Origin of the sequence: Solwaraspora sp. WMMD791 (assembly GCF_029581195.1) — a bacterium.
GTDB lineage: Bacteria > Actinomycetota > Actinomycetes > Mycobacteriales > Micromonosporaceae > Micromonospora_E.
In genome coordinates this window covers 2,763,126-2,786,159 of the sequence record NZ_CP120737.1, presented here as the reverse complement: position 1 = coordinate 2,786,159, position 23,034 = coordinate 2,763,126, and the positions used below count along the sequence as shown (strand labels likewise).

Sequence of the window (23,034 nt, the reverse complement as noted above, 5' to 3'; positions counted from 1 at the left end):
GTCCCCCTGCGTGCCGGTGAGCCGGCGCAGGAACTGCCGGGTGCGCGGGTGCTCGGGGGCGTCGAGCACCCGCTGCGGCGGTCCCTGTTCGTAGATCGCCCCGTCAGCGAGGAAGCAGACCCGGTCGGCCACCTCGCGGGCGAACCCCATCTCGTGGGTGGCGATCAGCATGGTCATCCCGTCGGCCCTGAGCTCCCGGATCAACGCCAGCACCTCGCCGACCAGTTCCGGGTCCAACGCCGAGGTGACCTCGTCGAGCAGCAGCAGCCGGGGCGCGTTGATCAGGGTCCGGGCGATCGCCGCCCGCTGCTGCTGGCCGCCGGAGAGCCGGTCCGGGTACTGCTTCGCCTGATCGGCCAGCCCGACCCGGTCCAGCAGCTCCATCGCCCGCCGCTGCGCCTGGACCCGCCCGACCCGGTGCACCCGGCGCGGCGCCAGCGTGACGTTGTCCAGCACGGTCAGGTGCGGAAACAGGTTGTACGACTGGAACACCAACCCGATCCGTTGGCGTACCCGATCCGGGTCGACCCGTGGGTCGGTGATGTCCCGGCCGTCCAGATGGATCGTGCCGTCGTCGACGGTTTCCAGCAGGTTGACGCAGCGCAGCAGGGTCGACTTGCCGGAGCCGCTGCCGCCGATCAGCGCGACCACCTCGTGCTCGGCCACCTCCAGGCTCAGATCACGCAGCACGACCCGCTCGCCGAAGACCTTGCGGACCCCGGTGCAGACCAGCACCGGCGGCCCACCGCCCCGCCCCGCGTCCGCCGCCGGCGTCATGCCGTACCGGCCCAGGTCTGCCGCCGGGCGGCCCGCATGGTCACCTGGTCGGCCACCGCCACCAGCGGGATCGCCAGCAGGATGAACAGCACCCCGGCCACCACGTACGGGGTGAAGTTGTAGCTGGTCGCGGTCTCGATCTGAGCGGCGCGGATCGCGTCGATCGGCCCGGCCAACGAGATCAGGCCGACGTCCTTCTGCAGCGCCACGAGGTCGTTGAGCAGTGGTGGCGCGACCCGCCGGACCGCCTGCGGCAGCACCACGTACCGCATCGTCTGCGCGTGGCTGAGCCCCAGCGACCGGGCGGCGGCCCGCTGCGCCGGGTGCACCGACTCGATGCCGGCCCGGAACACCTCCGCCAGGTAGGCGCCGTACGTGACGACCAGCGCGCAGCCGCCGAGGACCAGCACCGACGGGGTGCCGGCCAGCCGCAGCCCCGGCACCCCGAAGGTGAACAGGTACAGCACGATGATCAGCGGTGCGCCCCGGAACACGTACGTGTAGGAGGTCGCGGCGGCCCGTAGCGGAAAGAACACCGCCGGACGCAGGGTCCGGGCCAGCGCGACCGCCAACCCCAGCGCCAACGCCCCGGCGGCGCAGAACACCAGCAGCCGTACGTTGAGCCAGAGTCCACGCAGCACCGCCGGCAGCGCGTCGGCCGCCACGGCCGGGTCGAAGAAGGACTGCTGGACCCGGGGCCAGCCAGGGGAGTTGCGCACCGCCACCACCAGCAGGGCGCCGAGCACGGCCGTGGAGGCGGCGGCGATCAGCACCGACCGGACGCTCTGCCGGCGGCGGTACGCGTCCCGCCGCTGCTGCAGCTCACTGGGCTGATAGCCGCCGACCTGCGGAGCGCTGCCGGTCGGTGCCGTGAACCCGTGCACCGGTCAGGACAGGACCGGCGCGCCGGCCACGTCGGCCAGCCACTCGGCCTGCAAGCTGTCCAGGGTGCCGTTGTCGCGCAGCTCGTCGACGGCGGCGCTGACGCAGGCCGTCAACGGCGATCCCTTGTCGAGCACCAGGCCGAACTGTTCCGGCTGGCCGGACGGCTGCGCGAGCTGCCCGACGATGGTGGCGTCGTCGATCTCGGCGGCGGTGACGTAGAACGCGGTCGGCAGGTCCAGCACCAGCGCGTCGATGCTGCCGTTGCGCAGCGCCGCCTTGGCGTCGTCGTTGTTGTTGAACACCGCCGGCTCGGTGCCCGGCGCGACCACCTCGGTGATCGCCCGGTAGCTGGTCGTGCCGACCTGCGCGCCGAGTCTGACCTCGCGCAACTCGGCCAGGGTCGTCGCGGTGGCCGCCGGCGTACCCTCCAGCGCGATCACCGCCTGGGTGACGTCGTAGTACGGGCTGGAGAAGTCGACCGCCGCCCGCCGCTCCTCGGTGATGGAGAACTGGTTGATGTCGATGTCGAACTCCTTGGGGCCGGGAGCGATCGCGGTGGCGAACGGCACCCGTACCCAGGTCACCTTGTCCGGCTCGTAGCCCAGCTGGTTGGCGACCGCGTACGCCACCGCCCCCTCGAACCCGGAGCCGTTCTCCGGGGCGTCGTCGACGAACCACGGCGGGTACGCCGGCTGGTCGGTGCCGACGGTCAACGTCCCGGGCACGACGGTGTCCAGCCGCTGCGGGTCGCAGGCGTCCGCCGTCGGCGGATCCACCGGTGGGTCCTCCGTCTGCGGCGAACAGCCGGCGAGTGCGACCGCCACCGCGCCGGCGGTGAGTACGCCGAGCAGGCCGTTCGTCCGATGTGAGCTGAGCATGACCGCTCCTCGATGTCCGGTGGATGCGCCGGGCCGGCGGTTACATTCGACCAGCCGCCGGCCCGACGATCAACGGGCGTCGCCCCGCTCCGGATGATCGCCGTCATCGACGGCCGCGCCGGACGGCTCGATCACCGGCAGCCCGGAGGCCCGCCAGGCTGCGAAGCCACCGTCCAGATCGGTGGCCAGCGGCAGGCCGGTGTCCTGAAGCGACGCGGCGGCCAGCGACGACGCGTACCCCTCCTGGCAGACGACGATCGGCCACAGCCGAGGGCTGTCGGCGACGTCGAGCCGTGCCGCGCTGTGCGGGTCGAGCCGCCACTCCAGCACGTTGCGTTCGATCACGTACGCCCCGGGGATCTCGCCGTGCGCCGCGCGTTGAGCGGCCGGACGGATGTCGACCAGCACCGCTTCGCCGTCCTGCTGGGCCTGGTAGGCGGTCCGGGCGTCGACCCGGTCGAGGCGGCCGCGGACCTTGTCCAGCAGCCGGTCGATGCCGGGTTCCGGGGTGCCGGGTTCCGGGGTGCCGGATTCCGAGGTCACCATGGTTCCTCCGTGATCATGTCCGTCCTCCTTGCCCCAACGCCCGCCGACGCCCCAACCGGCCGGCGACGAGGTCGGCGACCGGTGTGCCCGCCAGATGCAACGGTGCCGCCGTGATCCCCACCGCCCGGGCCGCCGACCAGTACGCCGCCGCCAACTCCGCCCGCACCAGACCGTGTACCAGTGGCAGCTCCGGCCGTGCCGCCTGTAGCAGCGACTCCACCTGGCAGGACGCCACCGCGTCCGGCAAGGCGCCCCGGGCGGCGTACCCGGCCACCGCGACGGGCGGCAACCCGGCGGGCAGCAGCCGCCGCACCGTACCGCAGGTGAGCAGGCCACCACCGACCACCAGCACGTCGCCGTCGCGGCGCATCCGGTCCAGCGCCGCGCCCGGGTCGACGCAGTACGGGAACGAGTCGTCGACCAGCACCGTACCCGGCCGCAGCAGGTCGACGTCGACGATCTCGGCCGGACTGCTCACCGCCGCCACGATCGTCGCCGCCGCGTACACGGCCGGCGCGACGGCCGGGGTCGAGTCGGCCCAGACCAGCTCGCCACGGAACCCCAGCCGGCGCAGCCGGTCCGGGTAGTCGGCCAGCCGCTGCCGGCTCGCCGGCAGGTCCGCCAGCACGATCCGGGGCGGGTGTGGCCCGCCGTGGCGCAGCAGCAGCTCCACCGCCGACCGGCCGATCGAACCCAGGCCGACGACGGCCAACGGGCCGGCGGTCAGGTCACGGCCGGCAGCCGCCAGCGCGGCGAGCGTGGTCAGCACCACCGAGGTGGCGGTGGCCGCGTGTCCGGTCGTCACCCGGACCGCCGAGCCGACCTGCCGGACCACGTCGAAGCCGTAGCCGGTGACCGACGGCAGCATGCCGGCCATCGACACGCACCGGGCACCCGCCCGCGCCGCGAGCCGGACCGCGTCGGCGGTCACCGGTGCCAGATCCGGGCCGAGCTCGTCGGCGAACACCGGCAGGCAGACGAACCCGGACCGGCCGAACGGGGTGACCAGCTCCTCCAGCAGCCGGGGTGCCCCGGTCGGGAACAGCAGCTCCCGGATCCGCTCGCGGGGCAGCTCGACCGCTGACATCCCGGCCAGCGCGGCCAGCTGCGCCGGTGCCGGCAGGTAGCCGACGATCGCCGCGTCCAACGCGGTGCCGACGCTGGTCACCCGGTCGGGGCCGGTCGTGCCGGCGGCCCGGTCGGTGTCGGCCCGGTCGGTGCCCACGGCGGCGCTGATCAGGTCGGCTTCGATCGCGGCGACGAAGCCGGCGAGGCGGTCGGCGTCCATCGCCGCCGACGCGGCCCGTACGAAGACCCGCAGCCCGTCGCCGACCGGCCGGACCGTCAGCAGGACGTCGGTGCCGACCGGCGGTGGCTCCAGCTCACTGTCGGTGTCGTCCGGCTCGACGGTCAACCCTCCGGCGGCCGTCGGTCCGAGCCCGGTGAAGTCCAACGAGCTGAAGATGAACTGGGCCCCGAGCAGCGCGGACGGGCCGCCGTCGACGCTGGCCGGGACACTGTCGGGCCCGTGCCGGCGGCCGGCGGCCACCTCGGCGGCCACCCGCGCCAGGTCGGCGCCGAACCCGCCGTCACCCGACCTGCCGTCACCTGGCCCGGCGTCACCCGACCGGGCAGTGTCGGTGAGCCGCAGCGGTAGCAGCACCGCGCACGGGCCGAACAGCCGGTGCAGGTCCGGCAGCGGGTGGTCGCGGCCGGTCACGGTCAGCCCGACCACCAGGTCACCCTGGCCGGTCAGCCGGACCAACCCCCGGTGGTACGCGGTGAGCACCGGCGCGTACCCGGTGGTGCCCGCCGCTGCGGCCAGCCGGCGCAGCCCGGCGGCGACCGTACCGTCCAGGGTGAACCCGCCGGTGCGGGCCCGCGCGCCACCGTCGGCGGTGGACGCACGCAGCGTCGGCGGCCGGTACGGCGAGGCGAACCGCTCCCGCCACCAGCGCAGCGCCACCGGATCGGGCACCTGGCGGTGCAGCCAGTCGACGTAGTCGCGGAACGTGGTCCGGGGTGGTGCCGCCGCGCCGGTGGCCGGATCGTCGTACCGGGCCAGCAGTTCCTGACCGAGCAGCGCGGCGCTGTAGCCGTCGCCGATCAGGTGGTGCGCGTGCACCACCAGGACATGCTCGTCCGGGGTGAGCGTCAGCACCAGCAGCCGCAGCAACGGCCAGGACCACGGCTCCACCGGCCGCTGCCGTTCCCGCGCCACCAGGTCCGCGACCCGCGCGGCCGACTCGACGCGCTCGAACCGCACCGGTAGCCGCAGCGTCGCCGGCAGCTCCTGCTGCACCGGCGGCCGTGCCCCGGCGGGGAACACCGTCCGCAGCATCGGATGCCGGGCCACGACGCTGTCGACGGCCCGTTGGAACCGTCGCCGGTCCAGCCGACCGGCCAGCCGCAGCCGGGCCAGCCAGGTCGAACTGCTGCCCGGCGCGGCGGCCTCGGCGAGCAGGAACCCCCGCTGTGCCGCAGACAGCGGAAACGGCCGCGGATCGTACGCGTCGACCGCCGGTGCCGGTTCCGGTTCCGGTGCCGCGTCCGGTGCCGTCTCGGATCCCGATGTGGCCGTGTCGATCGCGGCGGCCAGTCCGGCCAGGGTCCGGTGGTCGTAGATGACGGCCGGGCCGGGCGCGGCCGGGAACCGCTCCCGCAACCGGGCGAAGACCTCGATCGCCACGATCGAGTCACCGCCGAGAGCGAAGAAGTCGTCGTCGCGGTGCACGGTCGGCACCCCGAGCACCGCCTGCCACACCTGCGCCACCTGCCGTTCGGTGCTGGTACGCGGCCCCGCACCAGCCTTCGGCAGCGGCTCGTCGCCAGCGCCCGGCACCTGCCCGTCGTCGGGCGACGGCGCTCCGCCGGCGACCGGGTCCGGCTCGTCGTCGAGCAGCCCGGCCAGCAGGTGCCGGTCCACCTTGCCGGTGGCGGTCAGCGGCAGTGCCCGTACCGGTCGGATCCGGGCCGGCACCCACTGCGGCGGCAGCCGGTCCGCGAGATGCCGGCGCAGCGCGGCGGCGATCGTCGGGTCGCCGGCCGTCACCGGCGTCGGGTCGTCGGCGACGTCGCCGGCCAGTTGCACGAACGCGATGAGCCGGGAGTACGGCGTCGCCTGGTGCAGCACCGCCGCGCCGCTGACCGCCGGATGGTCGCTCAGCGCCGCTTCGATCTCACCCGGCTCGATCCGGTGGCCGTGCAGCTTCACCTGGTCGTCGAGCCGACCGAGGAACTCCAGGTCACCGGTGGGGCCGACGCGGGCCCGGTCGCCGCTGCGGTACCAGCGCCGGCCGTCGCGGTGGACGAACGCCGCCTGAGTCTGCTCCGGATCGTCCAGATAGCCGCTGGTCAACCCGGGGCCGGCGATCTGCAGCTCGCCGGCGGCTCCTGGCGGGCAGGCCCGCCCGTCGGCGTCGACGACGGCGAGGGTCGCACCGGCCACCGGCCGGCCGATCGGCACCCGCCGCAGGCCGTCGGCGGGCCGCCGGTCGATCAGGAACCAGGCGGCGTTGATGGTCGCCTCGGTCGGCCCGTACAGGTTGGTGATCCGGTGCCCGGGGCCGAACAGGTCGAACCAGCCGCGTACCTGCCCGGGAGGCAGTGCCTCGCCGCCGACGTGGATCCAGCGCAGCGCCGACAGGTCCGGTCGCCCGCCCGAGGCGGTACGCCGCCGCGCCGCCGCCAGCAGCTGGCTCCACAGGGTCGGCACCGAACTCCAGACCGTGATCCGGTCGTGTTCGACGCGGCGCAGCACCTCATCGGGGTCGCGCAGCAGCCGCTGATCCAGGACGACGACCGTCGCCCCGACCAGCAGCGGTGCCAGCAGTTGCCGGACCGAGGCGTCGAAGCACCACGACGACGTCTGCGCCAGCCGGTCACCGCTGTGGTAGCCGAACGTGTCGACCGCCCACCGCAGGTAGTTCGCCATCGACCGGTGGCTGACCGGCACACCCTTCGGCCGGCCGGTCGATCCGGAGGTGAAGATGACGTACGCCGTACCGTCCGGGTCGGCGGCGGCCGCGCCGTCTGCCACCGGCTCGACAGTGGTCTCGTTGGCGATGATCGTGTCGATGTCGACCGCCCTCAGCCCGGCCTGCGCATCGTCCAGCGCGTCGGCCAGCACGGTGGACGCCGCGTCATGCAGCAGCACCCGTACGCCGGCACGCCGCAGCTGGTCGCGGTGGCGGGCCGGCGGGTGGGCGAGGTCCAGCGGCACCCAGCCGGCCCCGGCGCGCAGCACCCCGACGACGGCGGCGACGGCGGCCGGGCCGCGCGCGGCGAGCAGCCCGACCAGGTCACCGGCGCGGACCCCGGTGCGGCGCAGCGCGGCGGCGACCCGGTCGGCGGCGCCGTCCAACTGCCGGTACGTCATCCGTACCGGGCCGGACTCGACGGCGACCGCGTCGGCGTGCCGGCGGCACACCTGCCCGATCCGCTCCACCACCGACGGCGACGCGCCCTCAACGGACTCCGCAGACGTCGATTCAGCCAGCTTGGCCAGGTCAGCCAGCTCGGCGAGGAACTCGGCGGCCAGCCCGGCCACCGTTGCCCGGTCCAGCGACGCCACCGGATGGTTCCAGGCGAACCGCAGTCGTTCACCGTCCTGCCAGCAGAGCAGCCCCAGCCGGGTGCCGGCCGACGCGGTGCCGGCGGCGACCGGCGACACCCGTACCGGAAGGTCGGCGTCGGACACGACCGGGAAACGGGCGAAGCTGAAACTGGCCGGGCTCGCGGTGACCGGCCGGCCGCCAACGCCGCCACCAGCGGGGTCGTCAGGTCGCGGCGTCGCCCGCGCCAGGTCGACCGCGTCCACCGTGCCGTGCCGCTGCGCGACCAGCCAGGCGGCCAGGACCCGGTGGGCGAGGTCGACCGCCGGCTCGGCCGGGTCGACGTCGACCGTCAGCGGCAGGGTGTCGGCGAACGGTCCGACGACCCGGTCGACGCCGGGCAGGCGGGCGTCGCGGCCGGCCCGCGCCACCGACACGGTGACGATGCGCTGCCCGGTGGCGCGGGCCAGGCACCGGGCGTACCCGGCGAGCAGCAGGTGGAACAGCGACACCCGCGCGGCGGCGGCCACCCGGGTCAACGCGGCCACCGTCGGCGGATCGACGCTGACCCGATGGGCCGCGTACGGCGGCGCGGGCGGTGCGGCCGGGTCACGCCACGGCAGCCGCAGCCCGGCCGGCCACGCAGCCAGGGTCTCCCGCCAGAAGGCCAGGTCCTCCGCAGACGCCGGGGCGGCAGCGGCCAAGTGGTCGCGAAACGTCGTCGGCACCGGCGGCAACTGCGGTACGCGGCCGGCGGCCAGCGCCCCGTACACCTGCCACAGCTCCTCGCTGAGCACACTCAGGCTGGCGCCGTCGCCGGCGGCGTGGTGCAGCACCAGCAGCAGTTGGGCGTCGGCGGGACCGGTACGGATCAGCACGGCCCGCAGCGGCGGCCGGCAGGTCAGGTCGATCGGCTCGTTGCACAGCCGTTCGGTCAGCGCGTCGACGTCACCGTCACCGCCAGCTTGGCCGGCGTCGTGGACGGCGTACCAGTCGGTCAGTGGTGTCGGCGGGCCGATCAGCTGGCGGGGCGTCGCGTCGCCGTCGCCGTCGACCCACCGCATCCGCAGCATCGGGTGCCGGTGCGGCAGCTGGTCGAGGGCCTGCCCGAGCAGGTCGGCGTCGAGCGGCCCGGTGACGGCGTGCCGGACGAACCCGTACGCGGCCACGTGCGGGTAGAGCCGGTGCAGTGTGTGGAATGCCCGCTGCACCCCGGACAACGCGAACGGTTCCGCGCCGCCGTCGGCCGGCGGGGTAACCGCAGACGGCTGCGGTGGCGGATCGGCGAGCCGGTCGACGAGCGCGGCGATGGTGCCGTGCTCGAACAGCAGCATGGTCGGCAACGGCCGGCCGAGTTCGCCTTCGAGGGTCTTGACCAGGTCGATGGCGGTGAGCGAGTCCAGGCCGAGGGAGAGAAACGGCGTGTCGTCGTCGATCCGCGCCGGATCGCAGTCCAGCGCGTCGGCTAGCAGCCGCCGCAGCATGTCCCTGATCTCGCCCGGAGTGTGGACCTGCCGACCTGCGTCACCGCTCGGCACCGCCTGCGGCCCGGCGGTCACCGCGGCGACGGGCGCAGTCGCGTTCGCGGCGGTCAGCCGGGCGACGACCAGGTGGGCGTCGGCGGGTCGGCGCAGCGCCGACCGCAGCGCCGGCAGGGCGTCGTAGAACGGCAACGCCGGCAGGCCCCGGGCGGCCAACCGCGCCGCGAGCGCCGGATGAGCCGCCATCCCCGCGTCGGCCAGGGCCGAGAACCCGACGGTACGCAGCGGCCGGCCAGCAGCCTGCTCGACAGTGGCGTACGTGTCCAGGAAGGCGTTGGCGGCGGCGTAGTCGCCGACCGCCCCGGCGAGTCCGGGCAGCAGCGCGCTGACCGAGGTGAACGCCACCACGGTCGCCGGGCGTCGACCGTACCGGCGCAGCGCCTGGACCAGCAGATGGCCGCCGCGTACCTTCGGCGCCAGCACGGCCTGCAGCTGCGCCACGGACCTCGACCGCAGCGGGCCCGGCCGGACCACGCCGGCGGCGTGGAACACCCCGGCGAGGTCGGGCAGTCCGGCGATCAGCGCGTCGACGTCGGCGGCGTCGGTGATGTCGCAGCGGCGGTAGTCGACCCGCGCGCCGAGGGCCCGCAGCCGGTCGACCAGCCCGTCCGGTGCGGCGGTGGCGCGGCCGGCGAGCACGATCCGGCGGTGTCCGCGTGCGGCCAGGTCCGCGGCGAGCGCGGCGCCGACGCCACCGGCGCCTCCGACGATCAGCTGTACGCCGTCGGCGTCGACCGGGTCCGTCGGCTCCTCGCCGCTCGGATTGCCGGCGGCGGACTCGCCGCTGATCGGCGCGGCGGGGACGAGTCGGCGGCCCAGCCGCTGGCCGGCCCGCCACGCCACCAGCCGCGACTCCACCGCTGCCGGGTCTGGTGATGCCTCCATGGTCGCCAGCTCGGCGGCCAGCGCATCGATCCGGGTCGGTAGGTCATCGGCGCTCGACAGGTCCATCCCGGACACCACACTGTCGGGGTGTTCGTCGGCGAGCGCCGCCGACAGCCCGGTGACCAGGCTCTGCACCGGATCCGGTCGTTCACCGGTCACCCCGGTGCAGACCGCGTCGTGGGTGATCACCAGCAGCCGGAAACCGTGCTCGGGCAGCGCGGCGACCAGCCCCGTCACACCGTGCAGCGTGGCGTCGACGGCCGCGTCCAGCCCGGCCACGCCGTCGTCGACGTCGAACGGGTCGCCGCTGGCCAGGTACACGACGACCTCGGCGTCACCGGTCCCGGTGGCAATCTCGACCCCGTCGGCGGCCAGCCGGTCGCGAAGTCCGGCCGCCAGCGGGCCGCCGAGCGCCCTGTCCAGCCCGGTCAGGTGCACCGAGGCGGGGGAGCGGCCGGCCGGCGCTGGCAGTGGCAGTGGCAGTGGCGACCAGCGCACCTGATGGACCAGCTCGTCGCGGGTGGTCTCCGGTAGCCAGTGTCGGCGCCGCTGGAACGGGTACGTCGGTACGGCGATCCGCCGCCGACCACCGGACGTCCGGACCCGGTCGACGGCGACCCCGCGCTGCCACAACGCCCCGACCAGCCCGGTCAGCCCGCCGTCGTCGTCGGGCGGCGGCACCGACAGCACCTCGACCCGGTCGGCCGACTCCGGCGACGCCTCGCGTACGGCCAGGGTCAGCCGGTGCGCGTCGACGCCGAGCAGCACGTCGTAACCCTGGTCGAGCAGTGCCCGCAGTTGGTCGGCACCGCCACCGACGACGGCGTCGGGCACCACGCCCCAGTCGGCGAGCCGCCGGCAGACCGCCGCCGGACCGGTCTCGCCGTCGGCCGTGTCGTCGAGCGACACCACGGCGGTACGCGGCCGGCGTACCACCTCGGTGACCGGGCCGGACGCGGCGGCGGCCAACGCGGCGGCGAGCCCGGCGGTGCTGTCGGCGACGACGGCGACCCGGTGCGGCCGGTCGCCGCGGGCGGTGTTCACGGTGGCGCAGACACCGCCGGGATCCAGCTGCGGATGCGCGTCGAGGTGGGCGGCGAGGTCCCGCAGCGACTGCCGTAACGCGGCCTCGGTCGCCGCCGAGCAGGTCACCAGGTACGGCCCGGCACTGGCCGCCCCGGCAGCCTGCTGCGGTGCCGGACCGGCCTGCTGGGGTGCTGGTGCCGGATCGGCTTCCTGCAGGATCGCGTGCGCGTTGGTGCCGCCGAACCCGAACGCGTTCACCCCGGCGGTCAACGGACCGTCGCCGACCCAGTCCCGTGCGCCGGTCACCACCTCGAATCCGGCGCCGGCCAGGTCGAGCCGGGGCGACGGAGTCTCGACGTGCAGCGACGGCGGCAGTTGCCGGTGCCGCAGCGCCAGGATCACCTTGACCAGGGCCGGCATCCCGGCGGCGTTGAGCAGATGGCCGAGGTTCGACTTGACCGAGCCGAGTAGCCGGGGCCGGCCGTCGGGGCGCGGCGGGAAGGCGTACGCCAACGACCGTACCTCGACCGGGTCGCCCAGCTCCGTACCCGTCCCGTGTGCCTCTATGTAGGACACCATGGTCGGGTCGACGCCGTTGTCCCGGTACGCGTCGGTGATCACTTCCCCTTGGCGCAACGGGTTCGGGGCCAGCAGACTCAGCGAGCGGCCGTCGTTGTTGACGGCGGTCCCGCGTACCAGGGCAAGAAGTTCGTCCCCGGCGGCGCGGGCGTCGGCGGCGCGGGCCAGGACCAGCGCGGCCCCGCCCTCGCCGGGCACGAACCCGTCGGCGGCGGCGTCGAAGACCCGGCACCGGCCGGTGGCCGACAGCGCCCCGGCGGCGGCGAGCAGCCGGTGCCCGGTCGGCGTCAGGTTGAGGTTGACCCCGCCGACCACGGCCAGATCGCATTCGCCGTCGCGCAGGCTGCGGACCGCCAGATGCAGCGCGACCAGCGCCGACGAACAGGCGGTGTCGACCGCGATCGCCGGCCCGGTCAGGTCGAGGGCCTGCGCGACGCGCGCCGGGATCAGGTTGCGCAGGTTGCCGACCAGCGCGGCCGGGTGGGTGGCACTCTCCGGTTGCGCGCGCAGCAGTTCGGCGTAGCCGCTCTCGCCGACCGCCGCGAACACCCCGACCCGGCGGCCGTGCCGGCGCGGCCCGGCGTACCCGGCGCGTTCCAACGCCTCGTGTGCCAGCTCCAGGAAGATCCGGGCGTGCGGGTCGGTGTGGTCGGCGTCGGTGTCGGACATGCCGAAGAAGTCGGCGTCGAAGCCGGCCGGGTCGTCGAGGAACGCCCCCCAGCGGGCGGTGCCGATGTCCTGCTGCCAGCGCTGCGCCGGGATCTCGCTCACGCTGTCGCGCCCGTCGAGCAGTTGCCGCCAGAACTCGTCGGGGCTGTCCGCACCGGGGAACCGGCAGGCCAACCCGACGACCGCCACCTCATCTCCCGACCGGGTAGGGACCTCGGCGGCTGCGCCGTCCGCCACCCCCTGAGCCGCGCCGCCCGCCGGGTGCCTCGTCCTGCCGTTCGCGTCGTCCCCCGGGGTGAGCAGATGGTCGACCAGCGCCGCCACTGTCGCCCGTTCCCGCAGCTCGGCCGGGTCGAGTTCGCGGCCGAAGGCGTCCTCAAGCCCGGCCAGCACCTCCATCGCCTGCAGTGACGAACCGCCCAGCGTGGTGAACCGGTCGTGCAACCCGATCTCGTCGGCGGGTCGGCGCAGCACCTTCGCCCACACTGCCCGCACGACCTGCTCCACCTCGTCGCGGCTCCTCGCCGCCCCCCACCTCCCCGACGATCTTGCAGTTATCGCGAACTTTTGTCCGGATTGTTCAACGATAAGTGCAAGATCGTCGGGATCTTGAGCGGGTGATGGCGGCAGCGGAGAGGGTGCCCAGCGTTGCTCGACGGCGGCGAAGTCACCGGCGGCGTACCGCTGGCGCAGCAGAGGACGGCGCAGCTTGCCGCTGGTGGTACGCGGGAACGCCCCGGGCGGCACCGGCAGCACCCGTACCTGGTCGTGCCCGGTGGCCGCCACTATCCGGGCCGCCACCTGCGCCAACACCGCGGCGACGTCGGCTGAGGGCGCCATGGTGCCGGCCCACTGCACGAACACCACGATCCGCTCGGCGCCACTTGCATGGTCGGTGCAGCCGAGCACCGCGACCCGCCCCGACGGCAGCCCGGCCGTGCCGGCGACGACCTCCTCCAGGTCGGCGGCGTGGAAGGTGCGCCCGTTGACGAAGACCACGTCCTTCGACCGGCCGGTCACGCAGAGCCGGCCGTCGCGCAAAAAACCCAGATCACCGGTACGCAGCCAACCGTCCACGAACACCTCGGCGGTCGCCGCCGGATCACCGTGATAGCCGGCTGCCACATTCGGGCCGCGTACCTCGATCCGGCCGACCCGGCTGTCACCGAGGTCCCGGCCGGCCTCGTCGGCTCCGACGAGCTGGCTGGCTCCGTCGCCTCCGACGACGTTGCCGGCGTCGTCGACGATGCGTACCTGGCAGCCGGGCACCGGCAGCCCGACGTCCATGAACCCCACCGCGCCCGGGTCGCCCTCGCCGGCCGGCTGCACCGTGCCGGCGGCGAGCGCCGCCCGGTCCACCCGCACCGGTACGGCGGTTTCGCCCAGCGGCGGGACGGTGACGGCAAGGGTCGCCTCGGCCAGCCCGTACACCGGTTGCAGTGCGGCCGGGTCGAGCCCGGCGGGCCGGGTCCGTTCGACGAACGCCCGCCACACCACCGGCGAGATCGGCTCCGCGCCGACCATCATCAGCCGTACGGCGCTCAGGTCCAGCCCGGCCAGAGCCTCGGCCGGCACCCGCCGGACGGCCAGGGCGAGGGCGAAGTTGGCGGCCGACAGCAGCGTGGCCCGGTGCCGGTGCGCGACGCTGAACCACAGCAGCGGCCGTTTCGCGAACGTCAGCGGGCCGATCCGGACCTGCCGCAGCCGGGCGGCCAGCGGCGCCAGGTGGGTGCCGATCAACCCCATGTCGTGGAAGTACGGCATCCAGCTCACCGAGACGTCGTCGGCGGTCAGTGCGGCGGCCTGGCCGATCTGCCGCAGGTTGGCCAGCACGTTGCGGTGCCGCAGTTCGACGCCCCGCGGGGTGCCGGTGCTGCCGGAGGAGAACTGCAGGAACGCGGGTTCGTCAGGGTCGGGTGCCGGCAGCCGACGCGGCGTCCGCCCGTCGGCCCGTAGGGTGGCGAGGTGCAGCGCCGGCGCGTCGGCTGCTTGCGCGACCGGGGCGCAGGCGTCGTCGACGATCACCGGTACGCCGCCGAGCAGGTCACGCACGCCGGCCACCCGGGTCGGTTCCGCCGGCAGCGGTACGGGCACCAGCCCGGCCGCCAGCGCGCCCCAGAACATCGGCTGGAAGTCGTCGCCGGCATCGGCCAGCAGGATCACCGGTGTGCCGGCCGCAATCCCTGCCTCGTGCAGCCCACCGGCGACCTTCAGCGCCTCGTCGCGCAGCTGTCGGTGCGTGACGACGCGTTCGGCCCCGTCTCCGCGTACGTGCGTGATCGTCTGATCGGGGGCGGTGTCGGCGGCTGCGATCAGCACATCGAGCAGGTGTTTCTCGCCGTTGGGCCCGTCCGTGATCAGCACGGCCAGACCCTAGCCGAGCCGGTCGACACCCCACCTGGTCCGACCGGCCGGAACGCGGCGGATCCCGGGTCCCGGATACGGGCCGCCGTCGAGCGTCACCCGCGTGCGAGCCAGTGGGTCACGTCGTCGGTGAGGACCACCTCGTACGGTAGAGCCCGCAGGTCGTCGGCGACCACGTCCAGACCACGGGAGCGTGCGAGGTCAGCCAGCCACGACCAGGGATGCGCCTCGGCGGTCTCATCGTCACTCGCCTACGGAGAAGCTCTGTGTGTCCGCCTCATCGGCCGGATGCGGTCGGAGGTCGCAGATGGCGCCGACGCCGACGACGCGGCCAGGCCCGACCGGAGGCAGGTCCACGTGGTCGTCGACGGCCCCCGAGTACGCCTGCCAACCGCTGCCCGTTCCGCTCACTTGTGCCTCCTGACGCTGTTGGCTCGCCACCCACGATTTTTGTCCGCAGGTTCCAGGGGGGTCACTGGTCTCATGGGCTGAACGAGCCGACAGGGCGAACGGGCTTACGGGTCAAGCCCACTCGGGTAGTCCGGTGAGACGGGTCCAGCGACGTTCGAAACGCAGGGCGGCGAGCGTGGTGACGGTTTCCGGCGGGAAGTCGGGCCAGGTGCGCAGGGTCTCGTGACGTCGGTTCAGCCGGCGGTCGAGAAAACGTTGAGTACGGACGAGCCCGTCGGCCGCCTCGGCCGGCGTCAACGCGCCATCCTGGGCCGCTGCGGCGTACTCGTCGAGGTCGAGCACCCGGTAGGGATGGTCGGGTGGTCCGACGATGACGTCGATCCAGAGGTCGTCGACGACGATCTCGGTGTCGGTGCCTGACACCCGGACCAGGTCGCAGTACCACCACCCTTGCTGTGCCGGTGGAAAGATCACCGGCTGGTTGATCTGGAATCCGTCATCGAGCAGGACGTAGCTGCGCTGCTCGTGGTGCCGTCCGTTGAGTTGGAAGCCCCAGTCGTAGACGATGACGTCGTCGAGCCGCCGTCCCGCTGCACGTATCTCACCGTTGCGTATCACCGTGACCGGTGCCAGTCCGTCGATGCTCATGTCGTCCATGCATGGCATGGTGCCGCAGGTAAAGAGCTATCCGGTACGGAGTTCCCGAAGCGCTGGATGCTATTCGTCAGCTGAGGGCCGTGGAAATTCCACGAAGGTGGCGAGTGCGAGTTGTCCACAGCCCGTAGAATTGATCTCTCCGATCTGCGTTACTTGTGTGCACCCTGGACACGGGCCGCGACGGGAGGGCGTCCAGTCGACCGAACGGCGGGACAGTTTCATCAGGAGGCGCAGGGCGGCCGGCTTCAGTCAGGAAGGGCTGGCCGAGCGCCTGCAGGTCGACCGGACCACCGTCGCCCGGTGGGACCAGGGTAAGGCTGAGCCACACCCGCTCACTCGGGCGCGACTCGCGGAAGCGCTCGGCACCTCGGTCGATCAACTCGATGCCCTGCTCGCCGGGGAGCCAGAAAATCGATCTCTGGACATCGACGATTGGGGCGGTACCGTTACATCGGGGGACGACAATGGAGGTGATCTTACGGACCGGCGTGCGTTCACGATCAATGCCGTTCTGGCGGGTCTGGGCATCGCCAGCCCGCTGCGGGACTGGATCACCGCCCCGGACGTGCCGCAGCACCTGAGCATGGAGCACCTGCAGCAGGTGTCGGCCACCATCGCGAGCCTTGAGCGGGCCGACGCGGCGGCCGGCGGCGGCAAACTCTGCGACGTCGCCATCGCCATGCACCGCCGGCTGACCCGCTGGGAGCGGGAGGCCACCTACCCACGGCAGGTCGGCGACGCGCTGCAGAGCAACCTCGGCGACCTGGAAGCCTGGATCGGCTGGCTCGCGCTGGACGCGGAGCGGCGTGCCGAGTCGCGCCGCTATCTGCAGGAGGCGATTGGGTGCGCCGGGATGGCGACGTCGAATTTTCGACCTGTTGAAGGGCACCACGACACAGTGACGCTGGTGGGGCGGATGCTGAGGGGCGGGCGGTGGTCAGGCGGTCGTGTGCGGCGGGCCAGCGTGAGCGTTCATCTGGTCGCGGCGTAGCTGCAGCGCCGGGTGGCGGGACGGGGCGAAACCCATCGACTGGTACAGGTTGCCGCTGCCGGCGGTGGCGTTCAGGTCGACGACACTGACACTGGTCTCGGTGGCGAACCAGTCCAGCAGCGCCCGTACGCAGTCGCGCGCGTAGCCGCGGCCTCGATGGTCCGGCTCGGTGCACACGTTGAACAGGTGCCCGCGCAGTCCGCCCGGGTTGCCGGGGGAGGGGGCGTGCCGGTCGCACAGGCCGACGGCGCCGCTGACGATGCCGTGCTGCGGGTCGTCGACCACGAACGCCGCGAACATCCCCGGGTCGCCGAGTGACCGGGTGAACCAGTCGAGGGCCGCCGAGCGCCAGGTTGCCGATTCGTCGCCGACCGGCGCGCCCATGTCCTGCAGCATGACGACCCGGAGTCGTACCAGGGCGGGTGCGTCGGGGACAGTCGCGCGTCGCACCTGCGGTTGCGCCGGCAGTTGCACTGGCGGTCGCGTGGGATCTTGCATCAGCGCAGCCTATCGCCGGCTGCCGAATCGGGCGTCGACGGCATCGAGGGAACCGCCATTGTCGTCAAACCGGCGGTTTAAGAACAATGACGGTTCCCTCGTGGTCGGCAACGCGGACACCCACCCCGGGTACGCCCCGGACCGCGCCCTCCGCCTGCAGGGCGAGGACGGCTTGGCGGATGACCGAGGCGGCGACCCGATGACGTTCCCGCAGCTGGTCGATGGGCGGCAGTCGATCGCCGGGACGGAGCTCACCGGACTCGATCTGCGCGCGGATGTCGTCCGCGACCTGCTCCCACTGAGGCGCAACCGTCATTGACCCTCCCGTGGGCGGCCCGCCGACGGTACGCCTGATGCGCCAGCGCCACCTACGACCCGGCGGCCTCGTCGCGGTCGGCGACGAACACCCCAAGCCCGTGTACGCCCTGCACGATGCCCTGCGTCTGTAGGACGAGCACGGCTTGGCGGACCACTGTAGTTGACCGCCGCACTGGGCCGGCTGGGTGACGTCGAGATCAGCCTCGATCTCGGCAGCGGTGCCCTCGACCGCTACGTTGACGCCCTCGACACCGGTGCCGATCCGCCGGCCGCGCGGACCGCCCGGCTGGCGGCGGTGCGGCCGATGACCGGGCCGAACGGTGACGCCGTCGTCGTCGGCACCCGGATGGCGGCGACGGTGGTCGCCGCGCACCGGCGGCACCTGCGGTTCCGCACCCGCTGGCAGCTGGCGCGCCAGGAACTGTGGGGCAACGTGAAGCGGGAGATGGGGCGGTGACGGCCAGCCAGCCGGTGGCGGCGCTGACGTACCTGATGGCCGGGCAGGTGGGTGCCCACGACCGGCGGGTCCAGCGGTTCACCGACGCCGAGCGGCAGCACTATCTTGACCTGCTCAGCGGGCTGTTCGTGCTCTGCGTCGACCGGCGGTTCCGCCGTGACGACCCAGCGGCGGTGATCCGGTTCGTGGCCAGCGTCCGGGAGCGGTTCGACCCCGAGCGCACCCTGGTCGACCCGACGGTTGCGGAGAATCTGCTCCTCGCGGCGCTCGGCGGGCACGACACGCTGCCGGCCACCGCCGAGAACGTCTCCGTACAGACGCTGCTGACCGTCGCCCTGGTCAGCGACGAGCAGCCCAGCCCGGCCGGCTACGACGCGTTGCTGCGCGAGGTCGACGCGATGGTCGCCGCCGTGACACCGCTGCGGCGTCGGGTCACCGCGTGACCAGGTTGTCCGTCCGGCCGGTGGCGGCGAACTGGGCAATCTGGGCGGCAACCACCTGCCAGCCGCGTTCGCGGAAATCGTGTACGTAGCCGCCGACGTGCGGGGTGATGAGCACTCCGGGTGCTGTCCAGAGCGGATGTCCGGCCGGCAGCGGTTCGGGTTCGGTCACGTCCAGAGCTGCCCGGAGCCGGCCGGTGGTGAGCTCGGCCAGCAGGGCGTCGGTGTCGACGATGCCACCACGGGCCACGTTGACGAGCACCCCGTCGTCCGGCATCAGGGCCAGGAACCGCTGGTCCACCAGCCGATGAGTGTCCGGAGTGTACGGCAGCATCACCACCGTGGCATCGTGGTCGGGTAGCAGCTCGGGCAGGTCCGTCAACGTCCGTACCTCGGGCCGCGGCCGCCGCCCGACCAGGGTGACCGTCGTGTCGAAGGCGACCAGCAGCCGGCGCAGGCTGCCGCCGAGGTCGCCGGCACCGAGGACGAGGACCCGCTTGCCGGACAGGGTGTCCGTGGTCCGTCGCCGCCATCGGCCGGCAGCCTGGTCGTCGCGGAAGCCGGGCAGGTCCCGGTAGACGGCCAGCAGCAGCGCGACGGCCAGCTCGGCAGTGGGCGGTCCGTGCGCCCCCCGCGCGTTGGACACCAGTACCCCGTCCGGCAGCAACCGTGCCCACCCGTCGGCACCGGCGTACAGGGTCTGCACCAGCCGCAGGCGCGGCAGGTCGGCGCAGAGCGGAGCCAGCCAGGTCTCCGAGCCGAAGGCGACCACCAGTACGTCGGCGGACCGGGCGGCGTCGGGCAGCGGGCCGCGCTCCGGATAGCGAACCGGCCGTACGCCAGGGAGGGTGCCGAGGACCGCCACGCCGCGCTCATCCGGCACCAGCACGGTCAGCGATCGTGCTGCCGGGTCTGGCCGTGCCGTCGGGTCTGGCCGTGCTGTCGAGCCCGGCCGGCCGGTGGTCAACTGCCGACGAAGTGGCCGAGCACGTCCTGGTAGCTGAGCACACCGCACGGCTGCCCGTCCGCCAGCACCAGCACCGCGCCGCTGCGGGTCAGGCCGTCGAGCACCGCCCGTACCGGCTCACGGACGCCGACGATCGGCAGCGGCGCGGCGAGGTGGTCCCCGACCCGGTCGCCGGCGGTCGCGCGGCCATCGAGGATCGACTTGAGCAGGTCGTCCTCGTGAACGGCGCCGACGACCTCCGCCGCGCGTACCGGCGGCGGCTGGTTGAACACCGGCAGCCGGGAGACCCCGTTGCGCCGCATCAGGTCGATCGCGTCGCCGAGGGTGTGCTCCGGGGAGGCCCACACCAACGCGGGTACGGCGTCGTCCTTGGCGGCCAGCAGGTCACCGACCCGGGTGCCCTGCGCTCCGGGCAGGTCGAAGCCGTGGGCGGCCAGCCACTCGTCGTTGAACACCTTGGACAGGTAGCCCCGCCCGCTGTCGGGCAGCAGCACGACGATGACGTCGTCGGGCCCGGCCCGGTCGGCGACCCGCAGCGCCGCCGCCACCGCCATCCCGGACGATCCACCCACCAGCAGGCCCTCCTCGCGGGCGAGCCGCCGGGTCATGGCGAACGCTTCGGCGTCGCTGACCGCGATCACCTCGTCGAGCACCGAACGATCCAGGGAGGTCGGCCAGAAGTCCTCACCGACGCCTTCGACGAGGTACGGCCGGCCGTCGCCGCCGGAGTACACCGAGCCCTGCGGGTCGGCGCCGATCACCCGTACCCGGCCGGCCGACCGTTCCTTGAGGAACCGGCCGGTGCCGGTGACAGTGCCGCCGGTGCCGACGCCCGCGACGAAGTGGGTGACCCGGCCCCGGGTCTGTTCCCACACCTCGGGCCCGGTGGACAGGTAGTGCGCCCGGGCGTTGTTCGGGTTGGCGTACTGGTCGGGCTTCCACGCGCCAGGGGTGTCCCGGACCAGTCGGTCCGACACCCGGTAGTAGGACTCCGGGTGGTCCGGCGGTACGGCGGTCGGGCAGGTCACCACCTCCGCGCCGTACGCCCGCATGACGTTGATCTTGTCGCTGCTGACCTTGTCCGGGCAGACGAAGATGTAGCGGTAGCCGCGCCGTTGCGCGGCGAGAGCCAGCCCCACCCCGGTGTTGCCGCTGGTCGGCTCCACGATGGTGCCGCCCGGCTTGAGCTCGCCGGATTCCTCGGCGGCCTCGATCATCGTCAGGCCGATGCGGTCCTTCACCGAACCGCCGGGATTCAGGTACTCCACCTTCGCGAGGATCAGCGGTGTCCGGCCGTCGGGCACCGAGCTGAGCTGCAGCAACGGGGTACGTCCGATGAGGTCGAGGATAGATTTCCGGTAGTCCATCTGAGGTCACCTGCCTAGCGGGGTCGGGTCGGCTGGATGTCGGCCGCGGCGAACCGGACGCTGGCCGGAACGACCCGGCGCAGCAACGGTCCGGTCATCGCGGTGGTCAGCAACGCCATGACGATGAACATGGCGAACAGCTCGTGGTTCAGCACGCCGAGTTGCAGGCCCATGCTGAGGACGATGAGTTCGGTCAGGCCCCGGCAGTTCAGCATCACGCCGAACGCGAGGCCGTCGCGGCGGCTCCCGCCGCTGGCCACGGTGGCCACCGCGGCTCCGGTGACCTTGCTGGCCACGGCGATCACCAGGATCGCCAGGCACAGCCACCACTGGTCGCCCAGGCGCAGCGCGGTCAGGTCGATCTGCTGCCCGATGACGACGAAGAAGACCGGCAGCATCAGCCACATCGCGACCCCCTCGACCCGGGTGTACAGTTCGCGGGCGGTCGCTGAGCCCCGGGGCATCACCACGCCGGCCAGGAAGGCACCGAAGATCGCGTGTACCCCGATCAGCTCGGTGGCCAGCGCGCAGACCAGTACCAGCGCGATGAGCGCGGTGAACAGCCCGGCGCCGGGTCGGCCATCACGTTCGGCCCAGGCGAGCAGCTGAGCCAGCAGCGGCCGGACGAACAACAGCATCACGGCGGTGAACAGCGCCACCAGTATGGCGGACCGGATCGCCGCCGCCGGTGACGTGCCACGCAGGCCGGTGACCACCACCAACAGCAGACACCACGCGGTGACGTCGCCGACCCCGGCGGCGGTCAGCCCGGTGGTCCCCAACGGCGTACGGATCAACCCCTGCTCGACGAGGATCCGGGCGAGCACCGGGAACGCGCTGATCGCGAAGCAGACGCCGATGAACAGGGTGAACGAGGTTTTCGCGACCCCGTCCGGCCGGTAGGACCCGGCCAGGGTCAGCGCGAACACCACCCCGGCCAGCAGCGGCACCACGACCGCGGCGTGTCCGATCACCAGACCTCGGCCGCCGGCCCGGCGCAGCAGTCGGACGTCGAGCTCCCCGCCCACCAGGAACATGAAGAGGATGACACCCAGCTGAGCCAGCGCGTCCAGGTGCGGCAGGATGAACGCCGGAAAGAGCCACTGCTGCGCGGCTGGCAGCACCGCACCCAGCGCCGACGGTCCCAGTAACAGCCCGACGGTGAGCTCGCCGAGTACGGCGGGCTGCCCGAGCCTGCGGGCCAGGGTGCCGCCGGCCGCCGCCGACGCCACGATGATCGCCACCGCGAGCAGCAGCCGGCCCAGCAACCCGTCGGCGCCGTGCGTACCGTCGGTGCCCCCGCCGGTCGGGCCCGTCCACCGGCCGGCGGTGCCGACCAGGGCCACCACGGCCAGCAACGGCAGCACCACGACCAACAGGTACGTGGCGGGCGTACGGATCCGGCCGACCCGCGGATGGTCGGGTGTTCGTGGTTCGTCGACGTCCATGCTCATACCCCCAGGCCACCGCCCACCACGATCTGGGCGCCGGTGACGTAGGCGGCGTCGGTACTGGCCAGGTAGGCCACGGCGGCGGCGACGTCGGTCGGGGTGCCCAACTGCCCCATGGGCACCCGGGTCAGGTACGTCGACCGGGCCTGCTCGACGTCGTCGTCGAACATCCGCAGGATGTCGTCGCCGAGGTCGGTGCCGATCAGCGACGGGTGCACCGAGTTGCACCGGACCCCGTTGCCGAGCCGGGCGCAGTGCACCGCCACCGACTTCGTCAGCTGGGTGACGGCGGCCTTCGCCGCCCCGTACGCCACGAACCGGGGCGTCGACATCAGCGCGGCGGTCGACGACACGTTGACGATGGAACCGCCGCCGGCCGCCGCCATCACCTCGACCGCCGCCCGGCAGCCGAGGAAGACGCCGTCGAGGTTCGTGGCGAACAGCCGGTGCCAACTCTGCAACGAGATGGAACCGATGTCCTGCGGTGTGCCGTCGGACGCCGTACCCGCGTTGTTGACCAGCACGTCCAGCCGGCCGAACCGTTCCACGACCTCGGCCAGCAGCACCGACCAGCCCTTCTCGTCGGTGACGTCCTGGGCGCGGAAGTGGGCGCCGGCGCCGAGCGCACGTGCGGCGGCGGTGCCCCGCCGCTCGTCGCGACCGGTCACCACGACCGCGTGGGAACCCTCGTCGAGCAGCCGGCGGGCGATGGCGGTGCCGATGCCTCCGGTACCACCGCTGATCACCGCGACCTGGTCCGTGAACCGCATGAAG

14 protein-coding genes and 2 pseudogenes are annotated in these 23,034 nt (G+C 73.3%); 3 read left to right on the top strand and 13 right to left on the bottom strand.

All coding sequences use genetic code 11. The annotated features are described in order from the left end of the window. Positions 1-18: 18 nt before the first annotated feature. The 6 genes and pseudogenes from O7623_RS12265 to O7623_RS12240 form a co-directional block, all read right to left on the bottom strand. A pseudogene (locus O7623_RS12265) lies at positions 19-777 on the bottom strand (amino acid ABC transporter ATP-binding protein); the annotation flags it as partial. Then, a complete protein-coding gene (locus tag O7623_RS12260) occupies positions 774-1,661 on the bottom strand; it encodes an amino acid ABC transporter permease (RefSeq protein ID WP_282228737.1) in 888 nt (295 codons plus the stop codon). The gene O7623_RS12260 and the pseudogene O7623_RS12265, both read right to left, overlap by 4 nt. Before the next feature lie 3 nt (positions 1,662-1,664). Further along, the gene (locus O7623_RS12255; RefSeq protein ID WP_282228736.1) at positions 1,665-2,540 is read right to left on the bottom strand and encodes an ABC transporter substrate-binding protein; all 876 of its coding nucleotides are present in this window, start codon (positions 2,538-2,540) and stop codon (positions 1,665-1,667) included. A 69-nt stretch (positions 2,541-2,609) separates the two neighbouring features. Next, the gene (locus tag O7623_RS12250) at positions 2,610-3,086 is read right to left on the bottom strand and encodes a rhodanese-like domain-containing protein (RefSeq protein WP_282228735.1); all 477 of its coding nucleotides are present in this window, start codon (positions 3,084-3,086) and stop codon (positions 2,610-2,612) included. A gap of 13 nt (positions 3,087-3,099) precedes the next feature. Then, positions 3,100-14,703, bottom strand: coding sequence for a non-ribosomal peptide synthetase (locus O7623_RS12245; RefSeq protein WP_282228734.1), 11,604 nt, complete (start codon positions 14,701-14,703; stop codon positions 3,100-3,102). A 522-nt stretch (positions 14,704-15,225) separates the two neighbouring features. Next, positions 15,226-15,771: a DUF402 domain-containing protein gene (locus tag O7623_RS12240; RefSeq protein ID WP_282228733.1), complete on the bottom strand. Its 546-nt coding sequence runs from the start codon at positions 15,769-15,771 to the stop codon at positions 15,226-15,228. A gap of 157 nt (positions 15,772-15,928) precedes the next feature. Between O7623_RS12240 and O7623_RS12235 the strand changes: the two genes are divergently transcribed. Continuing rightward, the gene (locus O7623_RS12235; RefSeq protein WP_282228732.1) at positions 15,929-16,762 is read left to right on the top strand and encodes a helix-turn-helix transcriptional regulator; all 834 of its coding nucleotides are present in this window, start codon (positions 15,929-15,931) and stop codon (positions 16,760-16,762) included. Here O7623_RS12235 and O7623_RS12230 read toward each other — a convergent pair. The 3 genes and pseudogenes from O7623_RS12230 to O7623_RS31350 all read right to left on the bottom strand — a co-directional run. Then, positions 16,709-17,260, bottom strand: a complete 552-nt coding sequence (locus O7623_RS12230; protein WP_282228731.1) for a GNAT family protein — start codon at positions 17,258-17,260, stop codon at positions 16,709-16,711. The genes O7623_RS12235 and O7623_RS12230 overlap by 54 nt on opposite strands. A gap of 64 nt (positions 17,261-17,324) precedes the next feature. Then, on the bottom strand, positions 17,325-17,576 hold the full coding sequence (locus O7623_RS12225) for a winged helix-turn-helix domain-containing protein (RefSeq protein ID WP_282228730.1): 252 nt from the start codon (positions 17,574-17,576) through the stop codon (positions 17,325-17,327). Positions 17,577-17,628: 52 nt separating this feature from the next. Then, positions 17,629-17,742: pseudogene (locus O7623_RS31350) on the bottom strand (GntR family transcriptional regulator); the annotation flags it as partial. Between O7623_RS31350 and O7623_RS12220 the strand changes: the two are divergent. Then, positions 17,739-18,035, top strand: a complete 297-nt coding sequence (locus tag O7623_RS12220) for a hypothetical protein (protein ID WP_282228729.1) — start codon at positions 17,739-17,741, stop codon at positions 18,033-18,035. The pseudogene O7623_RS31350 and the gene O7623_RS12220 sit on opposite strands and share 4 nt — an antisense overlap. Then, complete coding sequence (locus O7623_RS12215; protein WP_282228728.1) at positions 18,032-18,478, top strand: hypothetical protein; 447 nt, start codon at positions 18,032-18,034, stop codon at positions 18,476-18,478. Before O7623_RS12220 ends, O7623_RS12215 begins: the two co-directional genes overlap by 4 nt. On the opposite strand, the gene O7623_RS12210 is transcribed toward O7623_RS12215, so the two are convergent. From O7623_RS12210 to O7623_RS12195, 4 genes are all read right to left on the bottom strand, one after another. Beyond that, on the bottom strand, positions 18,468-19,364 hold the full coding sequence (locus tag O7623_RS12210; RefSeq protein WP_282228727.1) for a 2-hydroxyacid dehydrogenase: 897 nt from the start codon (positions 19,362-19,364) through the stop codon (positions 18,468-18,470). The genes O7623_RS12215 and O7623_RS12210 overlap by 11 nt on opposite strands. Positions 19,365-19,438: 74 nt before the next feature. Further along, positions 19,439-20,809: a cystathionine beta-synthase gene (locus tag O7623_RS12205; protein WP_282228726.1), complete on the bottom strand. Its 1,371-nt coding sequence runs from the start codon at positions 20,807-20,809 to the stop codon at positions 19,439-19,441. A gap of 14 nt (positions 20,810-20,823) precedes the next feature. Continuing rightward, on the bottom strand, positions 20,824-22,263 hold the full coding sequence (locus O7623_RS12200) for a cation:proton antiporter (protein ID WP_282228725.1): 1,440 nt from the start codon (positions 22,261-22,263) through the stop codon (positions 20,824-20,826). Further along, complete coding sequence (locus O7623_RS12195; RefSeq protein ID WP_282228724.1) at positions 22,260-23,030, bottom strand: glucose 1-dehydrogenase; 771 nt, start codon at positions 23,028-23,030, stop codon at positions 22,260-22,262. The genes O7623_RS12200 and O7623_RS12195 overlap by 4 nt, the downstream gene beginning before the upstream one ends. Positions 23,031-23,034: the final 4 nt, after the last annotated feature.